Here is an 8,063-nt window from a genome sequence, read left to right on the forward strand (position 1 = left end):
GGAACCCGATCATGGGCATCGTCACCTCCCGCCGGACAGTACTCGGCCTTCTGGCTGCCGGAACGGCATCCGTTGCGGCGCCGTGGGTCGTGCGGCCCGCGATGGCGCAGTCCAAGACGGTCAACATCACGACCTATGACGGCTTCCTGCCGCCGGAGTTCGTGGAGAAGTTCCAGAAGGACACCGGGATCGCGGTCAACGTCCGGCTGACCGACGACCAGGGCAAGCAGTACAACCTGCTGACCGCCGAGGGCGCGGCGCCGTCCACCGACCTCGTCACCGTGACCGGGCACCGCCTGTCGCAGTTCATCGCCGGCAACCTGCTGGCGCCGCTCGACACCGCGCGGCTGAAGAACTGGGGCAACCTCGCCGCGCCCTATGCGGGCGCGCCGCAGATCACCGCCGACGGCAGCGTCTATGGCGTGCCCCTGCTGGCCGGGTTCGAGGCGATGGCCCGCAACACCGACTACACCAAGCCCAGCGACAGCTGGGGCATGATGTTCGATCCCGAATACAAGGGGCTGACGACCTATATCCTGTCGGACATGGTCACCATCGTGATGAAATATCTGGGCGATGACGGCGACTTCGTGACCTACGACGGCAAGCCCGATGTCGCCAAGGTCGCGATCGACAAGGCGCAGGCGTTCCTGATCGAGCACAAGAACATGGTCCGCAAATACTACGACGCGGGGTCCGAGGTTCAGCAGATGCTGATCAACGAGGATGCCTATGTCGCGCAGTGCTGGTCGGGCCCGGTCGCCAAGCTCATCATGGACGGCCACCCGGTCGAGATCTCGATCCCCAAGGAAGGGACCTACGGGTTCATCTACTCCTTCAACGTGGTGAACAACGCGCCCAACGCCGACGCGGCCTATGCGCTTCTGGACGCGATCATGGCCGACCCCGAGGTCGGGGCGGCGATGACCCGCGCGTCGGGCTTTTCATCGACCATGGCGGGCGTCGACCAGGTGCTGAACGACCGCGAACGCGCGGCGCTGACCGTGCCGCCCGAGCAGCTGGAGCGGATCCAGTTCTTCTCGGCCATCAACCGCGACATGAAGAACAGCATGATCGACGCCGCCGTTTCGGCGATCAAGGCCGCCTGATGACCGCAGGACGGACCGAGACGGGCGTGACCGCCGCGACGGCGGGCCACGACCGCCGCTTCGGCAGCTGGATCGGCAGGCTGGGCGCGTCGCCCGCCTATCGCGCCACGCTGGGGCGGCTGGTCGAGAACCCGCAGACCCGCAAGGCGCTGCTGTGGCTGGTGCCGGTGGTGTGGATCGCGCTGTTCTCGATCGGCCCGATCGCCGAGATGGCGCGCATCAGCGTCATCCGCAACTACCCCCTGGCCGAAGGCGGCACGCCGGCCTGGACCTGGGCCAACTATGCGATGTTCTTTCAGGAACGGCTGTACTGGATGCCGTTCCTGCGGACCCTCGTCTTTGCCGCTGTGGTCACGGTCGTCACGCTGATCGTCGTGTTCCCGGTCGCCTACTACATCGCCCGGGTCGTGCGGCCCGAACGGCGGACGCGCGCGCTTCTTCTGCTGCTGACGCCGTTCTGGGCGGGCGAGCTGATCCGCACCTTTTCGGTCATCATGCTGCTGGCGAACCGGGGCGCGATCAACTTCTCGCTGCGCGAGCTTGGCCTGATCGAGCGGCCGATCCCGATGCTCTACACCTTCTTCTCGCTGAGCTTCGGGGTGATCTACCTCGTGGCGCTGTACATGCTGCTGCCGCTGTATTCCTCGCTGGAAAAGATCCCACAGAACCTGGTCGATGCCGCGTCCGACCTGGGCGCGAGCCCCGCCACGCGGTTCCGGCGCGTCATCCTGCCGCTGTCGCAAGACGGGATCGTGTCGGGGTGCAGCCTGGTGTTCCTGACCACGGTCGGCGTGTTCGCGGCGCCGCTGCTGCTGGGCGGGCCCACCACGACGATCTTCCCCGAGGTGATCGCCCAGCTGTTCCATTCCTCGAACGACAAGTGGCCGGCGGGCGCCGCCTTTTCGATCATCATGCTGGTGGTCGCGCTGTCGACGGTGGGCCTGTTCATGCGCGCGGTCGGCGGCCGCTCCGCCCGGCTGATGTAGGGATGCCATGACCCGCCTGACGAAACTTGCCCCCGGCTCGGCCCTGTCGGTCGTCTACTGGCTGTTCGCCATCTACCTGATGGTGCCGCTGCTGCTGATGATGCTGATGAGCTTCAAGGGGGGCGACTTCATCGCCTTTCCGATCACCGGCTGGACGACCGAGTGGTACGGCAAGGTCCTGCGCGACACCGCCTTTCTGTCGGCCGTCGGGTATTCGGCGCTGATCGCCACCGCGACGACCATCGGCGCGACGATCATTGGGATGTGGATCGCGCTGCTGATCGAAAGCGGCGGCGCGCGGGCGCGCAGCGTGATCTTCGCGCTGGCGGTGCTGCCCGCCGTCGTGCCGGGCCTCATCAACGCGATCTCGATGCGGATCTTCATCCGCACGCTCGACATTCCCACCGGGACCGGCGCGATCATCCTGGGCCACACCGTCCATGCCGTCCCATTCGTGGTCATCATGGTGCTGACCCGCCTGCGGACGATGCCTAAGTCGCTGGGCGAGGCCGCGCAGGACCTGGGCGCCGACAACCTGACTGCCTTCATGCGGGTGACGCTGCCCTTCCTGGGGCCGGCGCTGGCGGGCGGCATGATCTTCTGCGTCCTGACCTCGATCGACGACTTCGTCCGCACCTTCTTCCTGGGCGGCTATCAGGCGACGTTGCCGATGCTCATCTTCGCCAAGGTGCAGGGCGGCATGTCGCCCGAAATCAACGCCATGGCGACCCTCGTCCTGATCGCCACCGTGCTGATCGGTCTTTATGCCGAGCGGCTGACCCGCCGCGGCAGAACGTGAAGGAACCCGCGTGAACGTGAAGTCCCCGGCCACGGCGGCCGATTCCGTCGTCAGCTTCGTCAACGTCCGCAAGGCCTACGGGCGCTCGGTCGCCGTCCACGACCTGAACCTGGATATCGGCCGGGGGCAGTTCGTGACCCTGCTGGGGCCGTCGGGCTGCGGCAAGTCCACGACGCTGCGGATGCTGGGCGGGTTCGAGGAGCCGACGTCGGGCCGCATCATCCTGGACGGGCGCGACGTGACCGACGTGCCGCCGAACCGGCGCAACGTGAACATCGTGTTCCAGGATTACGCGCTGTTCCCCCATCTGAGCGCGGCGCGCAACATCGCCTTCGGGCTGGAGATGCGGGCCGTCCCCCGCGACGCGATCGCGCGCCGGGTGCGCGACCTGCTGGCGCTGGTCCACCTGGAGGAGTTTGGCGACCGCCAGCCGGGCGAGCTGTCGGGCGGGCAGCGCCAGCGCATCGCGCTGATGCGCGCGCTGGCCCCCGACCCGCAGGTGCTGCTGCTGGACGAACCCCTGTCGGCGCTGGACGCCAAGCTGCGCCATCAGATGCAGATCGAGCTGAAGTCGATCCAGTCCCAGACCGGCAAGACCTTCCTGTTCGTGACCCACGACCAGGAAGAGGCGCTGACCATGTCGGACCAGGTGGTCGTCATGAACTCGGGCCGGATCGAACAGATGGGCGATCCCGAAACGCTGTATCGCCGCCCGCGCAGTCGCTTCGTGGCAAGCTTCATCGGCGAGGCGAACTTTCTGGACGCGCGGGTGCTGGGGCGCGAGGGCGACGGCTGGGCGGTCGAATGGGCGGGGCAGCGGTTCGGGGCGCAGGGCGACGAGGGGCTGGCGGCGGGCGGACAGCGCACCGTCGTGGTGCGGCCGGAATCGATCGTGGTGCAAAGCGAGCGCCCGGCGCAGCGCGCCGCTGCGCAGGGCCGCATCGTTCGCCGCATCTTCCGCGGCAACCTGACCGCGCTGACGATCAGGGCGGCGGGCGGGGCGGCGGACGGGGCGGCCGACGGGGCCGAGGTCACGGCCTCGGTGGGGCCGGCCGCGCTGGATGCGCTGTCGGGCGATGACGTGTGGCTGTCCTGGAACCCGGAAAACGCCACCATCCTGAACGACTGACGACCGCGAGGAAACCGGATGCGATCGGTGCCGGAAACGCCCGAAGACCTGTCCGCAGGCCCGCCCGCAGCTTGGCCCGCAGGTTCGCCTGACGACCTGGACGCCCGCGTGCGGCAGGATCTTTCGTTCCTGAACTATCCGCCCGCGAACTGGGTCCCGCCTCACGCGCCGGTTGGGGGCGTGGAGGTCGCGGACGTCACCATCATCGGCGGCGGAATGTGCGGCCTGGTGGCGTGGTTCGCCCTGCGCCGGGCCGGGGTCGCCAACATCCAGATCCTCGACGCCGCCCCGCAAGGGCAGGAAGGGCCGTGGCTGACCTTTGCGCGGATGGAAACGCTGCGCTCGCCCAAGCAGCTGCTGGGACCCGCCTTCGGGGTGCCGTCGCTGACGTTCCAGGCGTGGTACCGCGCCCGGTTCGGGGCGGCGGCGTGGGACGATCTGTACCGGATTCCCCGGCCGATGTGGATGGACTACCTGCGCTGGTACCGCGATGTCCTGCAGATCCCGGTTGAGAACGGGGTGCGGGTGCTGCACGTCGATCCGCGGCCGGACGGGCTGTTCTCGCTGTCGATCGACGGGCAGACGGCGCGGCTTTCGCGCAAGATCGTCCTCGCCACCGGGCGCGACGGGCTGGGCGGGCCGACCATCCCCGGCTTCATGGACGGGATTGAGCGGCACCGGCTGTGGGCCCATTCCTCTGACGTGGTGGACTTCGCGGCGCTCAGGGGCAAGCGGGTCGTCGTCATCGGGGTCGGCGCGTCGGCCGTCGACAACGCCGCCGAGGCGCTCGAGGCAGGGGCGGCCGAGGTGCGGCTGCTCGCGCGCCGCCCGACCATGCCCACCGTCAACAAGCTGATGGGGATCGGGTCCTTTGGCGTCACCGCCGCCTATCCCGTCCTGCCGCCGGAATGGCGCTGGCGGATCATGGACTATGCCGCGCGCCAGCAGACGCCCGCGCCCCACGGCTCGACCCTGCGGGTCAGCCGGCACGCGAACGCCCATTTCCATTTCAACGCGGGCATCGACCGGATCGAGGAAACGCCGCAGGGCGTGCAGGTCACGACCCTGAACGGGCGCAGATTCCAGACCGATTTCGTCATCCTGGGGACCGGCTTCGATATCGACCCGATGACGCGGCCGGAACTCGCGGGCTTCGCCGACCGCATCGCCTGCTGGGAAGACCGCTACACCCCGCCCCCGGACGAGGCGAACCCCGCCCTCGGCCGCTTTCCGTGGCTCGCGCGCGACTTCGGCTTTACCGAAAAGACCCCTGGCACGGCGCCGTTCCTGGGCGACATCCACTGCTTCAACTACGGCGCCGCGATCAGCGTGGGCAAGGTGTCGGGCGACATCCCGGCGATCAGCGAGGGCGCCGGGTGGCTGGCCGAAGGGATCGCGGCGCAACTGTTCGCCCGCGACCTTGCCACCCACTGGCAGGCGCTGCAGGACTATGCCCAGCCCGAACTCGACGGCACCGAGTGGCGAGACGCGGACGCGGCGCCGGACGCGGCGGCCGGGGCGAGAACGGCATGAACGACACCGCACCGCCCGAACCCGACGTGATCGACGCGGTCCTCGGCATCGCGCCCGGCTCGCCGCTGGACCGGCTGCGGCGTGAACGCGACAAGCTGCGCCATTACAGCCAGACGAGCTACCGCGCCGCGCTGATGCCCGCCGACCCGCGCAACTTCCCCTTGCCGCTGCGGGCGGCGCTGGCGGCGCGCATGGCGCGGTCGTGGAAACGGGCCGAGCTTGCCCGGCACTACACCGCCCTTGCCCGCGATCTGGACGCGGACGCAGCAACGCTGGCCCTGGCGGACCCTGCGTCCCCCGCCCCGCAGGACCCGCGCCTGCGCGCAATCCTTCGCCACGTGGACCTGGTCACGCGGCAGCCCGCGCAAGCGACCCGCGACGACATCGCGGCGCTTACGGGCGCGGGTCTTGACGACCGCGACGTGGTGACGCTTGCCGGGCTGATCGCCTTCGTCAACTACCAGATCCTCGTAGTGGCCGGCCTGTCGATGCTGAGGGATTTCTGACATGACCGCCGACGTCGTCCACGACTTCACGCTCGCCCCGCTCGACTGGAGGCCCTACGTCGCGCCGGTTGAACTTGACCACGCGACGCCCGAACAGCTGGACGCGATGCAGGTCACGCCCTCGAACACCGGCGTCTCGCCCTATGTGCTGGTGCTGGCGCACGAGGCGTCGATGCTGGCCGAGCGGTCGCCGCTTTTCAACGACATCATGTATTCGACCGGCGGGCTGTCGCGCGGCGGCCGCGAGATGGGGGCGCTGGCGGCATCGGTCGTCAACCGCTGCATCTATTGCGCGGGCGTCCACGCGAACCGGCACCTGCACCTGGAAAAGCGCCCCGCGTCCATCGACGAGATCTTCGCGCGGCAAACCGCCGCCGTCCTGTCCGAACCCGACCAGGCGCTTTACGACTTTGGCGTGGACCTGACGTCGGACCCCGGCAATCCCGGCCACATGCAATTCCATCGCCTGCGCGAGATCGGCCTGGACGATCTTGAGATCATGGACCTGATCCACGCGGTCGCGGTCTTCGGCTGGGCCAACCGCCTGATGCACACGCTGGGCGAACCGACACTGAAACCTGACAGGAAAGGAGCGGACTGATGCGCGTCGCAATACTTGGAGCCGGGTCGATCGCCTTTGGCATGGCCGCGTTTCTGGGTGCGGCCGGGCACGAGCCCGTGCTGTGGTCGCCCTCGGGCCGGCGGACCGCCGCGCTTGCGGGCGGCGCCGACCTGACCGCCGTCGGCCAGGTCGAGTTCACCGGCCCGGTCGCGGTGGCAAAGGACGCGGCCGATGCGGTCGCGGGCGCGACCGCCGTCCTGATCGCCATGCCGGTGAACGCGCACCGGATGGCGATGGACGCCGTCGCCCCGCACCTGACCGAAGGGCAGACGGTCATCATCAGCTCCCACAGCTCGTTCGGGGCGCTCTACCTGTCGCGCCTGCTGGCCGAGCGCGGGGTGCGGGTGCCGATCGCGGTCTGGGGCACGACGCTGGTCGCGGGTCGGCAGAAAAGCGAGACGCTGGTCGATGTCAGCACCGTCCGGTCCAAGGTCGATATTGCCACGGTCCCGGAAACTGCCATCGACGATGCGGTGGACCTGTGCCGCACGCTCTTCGGCGACCGCTTCGTGCCCCGCGACGGGTTGCTGGCCATCGCGCTGTCGAACCTGAACCCGCAGAACCACCTGGCCATCGCCATGTTCAACCTGACCCGGATGGAAACCGGCGAGACGTGGCGGCAAAGCGAATACGTGACCCCCGCCGTAGGCCGGCTGATCGAGGCGCTGGACGCCGAGCGGATCGCCATCGCGGACCGCTTCGGCCTGCAGGTGCGGACGGTTTTCCAGCATTTTTCGTTGTCGTTTCACGTTCCTGAGGGGAGCGTTCACGAGATGAACCAGCAGATGTTCCGGCGTGGCGACACGGGGACGGGTCCTGCGACGATGGACAGCCGCTACATTTTCGAGGACGTGCCGTTCGGTCTTGTCTCGACGGCGCTGCTGGGCCGGATCGCGGGGGTACCTGCGCGGTTGCACGAGGCCGGAATCGCGTTGTTTTCGGGGGCAGTGGGGCGCGATCTGGCGGGTGACAACGACCTGCTCGGGCCCTTGGGGCTGGAGGATCTGGACGTGGGCTCGCTGGAGCGGCTTTGCCGGCGGGGGTTCGGGGGGTGATCTGCGGCAGGCGGCGGTCTCGGGTCAGGGGTCGCCGCGGCCGGTGGAGTTGCAGGCGGGGTGGAACCGGGGGAGACGATGGCGAGGACTGCGCCTCGATCTACCGGGCAGTTGAAGCAGCCATCGAGGATGTTTTCAGGGCATGCGATCCGCCCTACACCGCTCGCTGCTGCGATCCCGATCGTGCGTGTCCTCGTGTCCCGAACGCCGCTTCCGCTCGACGCGCCGCCCCTGCCCTGCGGTCCATGGTAAGCGCCACGGCGCTCTCCTCCTGCCGCTGCTGATCTGATCGGTCCATTCTCCGCGGGTGGGCATGGGGCGGAG

Annotated in this window: 8 protein-coding genes; all 8 read left to right on the forward strand. The window is 68.7% G+C overall.

Annotated elements, in window-relative coordinates:
- Window positions 1–11: 11 nt before the first annotated feature.
- From FNF32_RS02560 to FNF32_RS02595, 8 genes are read left to right on the forward strand one after another with little or no spacing between them, the layout of a single operon-like run.
- Window positions 12–1,109 carry an extracellular solute-binding protein gene (locus FNF32_RS02560; protein WP_131674744.1) on the forward strand — a complete coding sequence of 366 codons (1,098 nt, stop codon included), beginning with the start codon at window positions 12–14 and terminating at the stop codon, window positions 1,107–1,109.
- The gene (locus tag FNF32_RS02565) at window positions 1,109–2,095 is read left to right on the forward strand and encodes an ABC transporter permease (RefSeq protein ID WP_131674745.1); all 987 of its coding nucleotides are present in this window, start codon (window positions 1,109–1,111) and stop codon (window positions 2,093–2,095) included. The genes FNF32_RS02560 and FNF32_RS02565 overlap by 1 nt, the downstream gene beginning before the upstream one ends.
- Window positions 2,096–2,102: 7 nt before the next feature.
- Window positions 2,103–2,894 carry an ABC transporter permease gene (locus tag FNF32_RS02570; RefSeq protein ID WP_131674746.1) on the forward strand — a complete coding sequence of 264 codons (792 nt, stop codon included), beginning with the start codon at window positions 2,103–2,105 and terminating at the stop codon, window positions 2,892–2,894.
- A gap of 10 nt (window positions 2,895–2,904) precedes the next feature.
- Entirely contained in the window at window positions 2,905–4,023 is a 1,119-nt protein-coding gene (locus FNF32_RS02575; protein WP_246087633.1) for an ABC transporter ATP-binding protein, read from the forward strand.
- Window positions 4,024–4,041: 18 nt separating this feature from the next.
- A complete protein-coding gene (locus tag FNF32_RS02580) occupies window positions 4,042–5,556 on the forward strand; it encodes an NAD(P)-binding domain-containing protein (protein WP_131674747.1) in 1,515 nt (504 codons plus the stop codon).
- On the forward strand, window positions 5,553–6,062 hold the full coding sequence (locus FNF32_RS02585) for a CMD domain protein (protein ID WP_131674748.1): 510 nt from the start codon (window positions 5,553–5,555) through the stop codon (window positions 6,060–6,062). The genes FNF32_RS02580 and FNF32_RS02585 overlap by 4 nt, the downstream gene beginning before the upstream one ends.
- A gap of 1 nt (window position 6,063) precedes the next feature.
- Entirely contained in the window at window positions 6,064–6,663 is a 600-nt protein-coding gene (locus FNF32_RS02590; protein ID WP_131674749.1) for a peroxidase-related enzyme, read from the forward strand.
- Window positions 6,663–7,739: an NAD/NADP octopine/nopaline dehydrogenase family protein gene (locus FNF32_RS02595; protein WP_131674750.1), complete on the forward strand. Its 1,077-nt coding sequence runs from the start codon at window positions 6,663–6,665 to the stop codon at window positions 7,737–7,739. The genes FNF32_RS02590 and FNF32_RS02595 overlap by 1 nt, the downstream gene beginning before the upstream one ends.
- Window positions 7,740–8,063 lie beyond the last annotated feature (324 nt).

It is taken from the genome of Paracoccus marinus, from assembly GCF_007018965.1.
Taxonomy (GTDB): domain Bacteria; phylum Pseudomonadota; class Alphaproteobacteria; order Rhodobacterales; family Rhodobacteraceae; genus Paracoccus; species Paracoccus marinus.

Coding starts and splice junctions, on each gene's coding strand:
- FNF32_RS02560 (WP_131674744.1), top strand. CDS start 12: ATGGGCATCGTCACCTCCCGCCGGACAGTACTCGGCCTTCTGGCTGCC.
- FNF32_RS02565 (WP_131674745.1), top strand. CDS start 1,109: ATGACCGCAGGACGGACCGAGACGGGCGTGACCGCCGCGACGGCGGGC.
- FNF32_RS02570 (WP_131674746.1), top strand. CDS start 2,103: ATGACCCGCCTGACGAAACTTGCCCCCGGCTCGGCCCTGTCGGTCGTC.
- FNF32_RS02580 (WP_131674747.1), top strand. CDS start 4,042: ATGCGATCGGTGCCGGAAACGCCCGAAGACCTGTCCGCAGGCCCGCCC.
- FNF32_RS02585 (WP_131674748.1), top strand. CDS start 5,553: ATGAACGACACCGCACCGCCCGAACCCGACGTGATCGACGCGGTCCTC.
- FNF32_RS02590 (WP_131674749.1), top strand. CDS start 6,064: ATGACCGCCGACGTCGTCCACGACTTCACGCTCGCCCCGCTCGACTGG.
- FNF32_RS02595 (WP_131674750.1), top strand. CDS start 6,663: ATGCGCGTCGCAATACTTGGAGCCGGGTCGATCGCCTTTGGCATGGCC.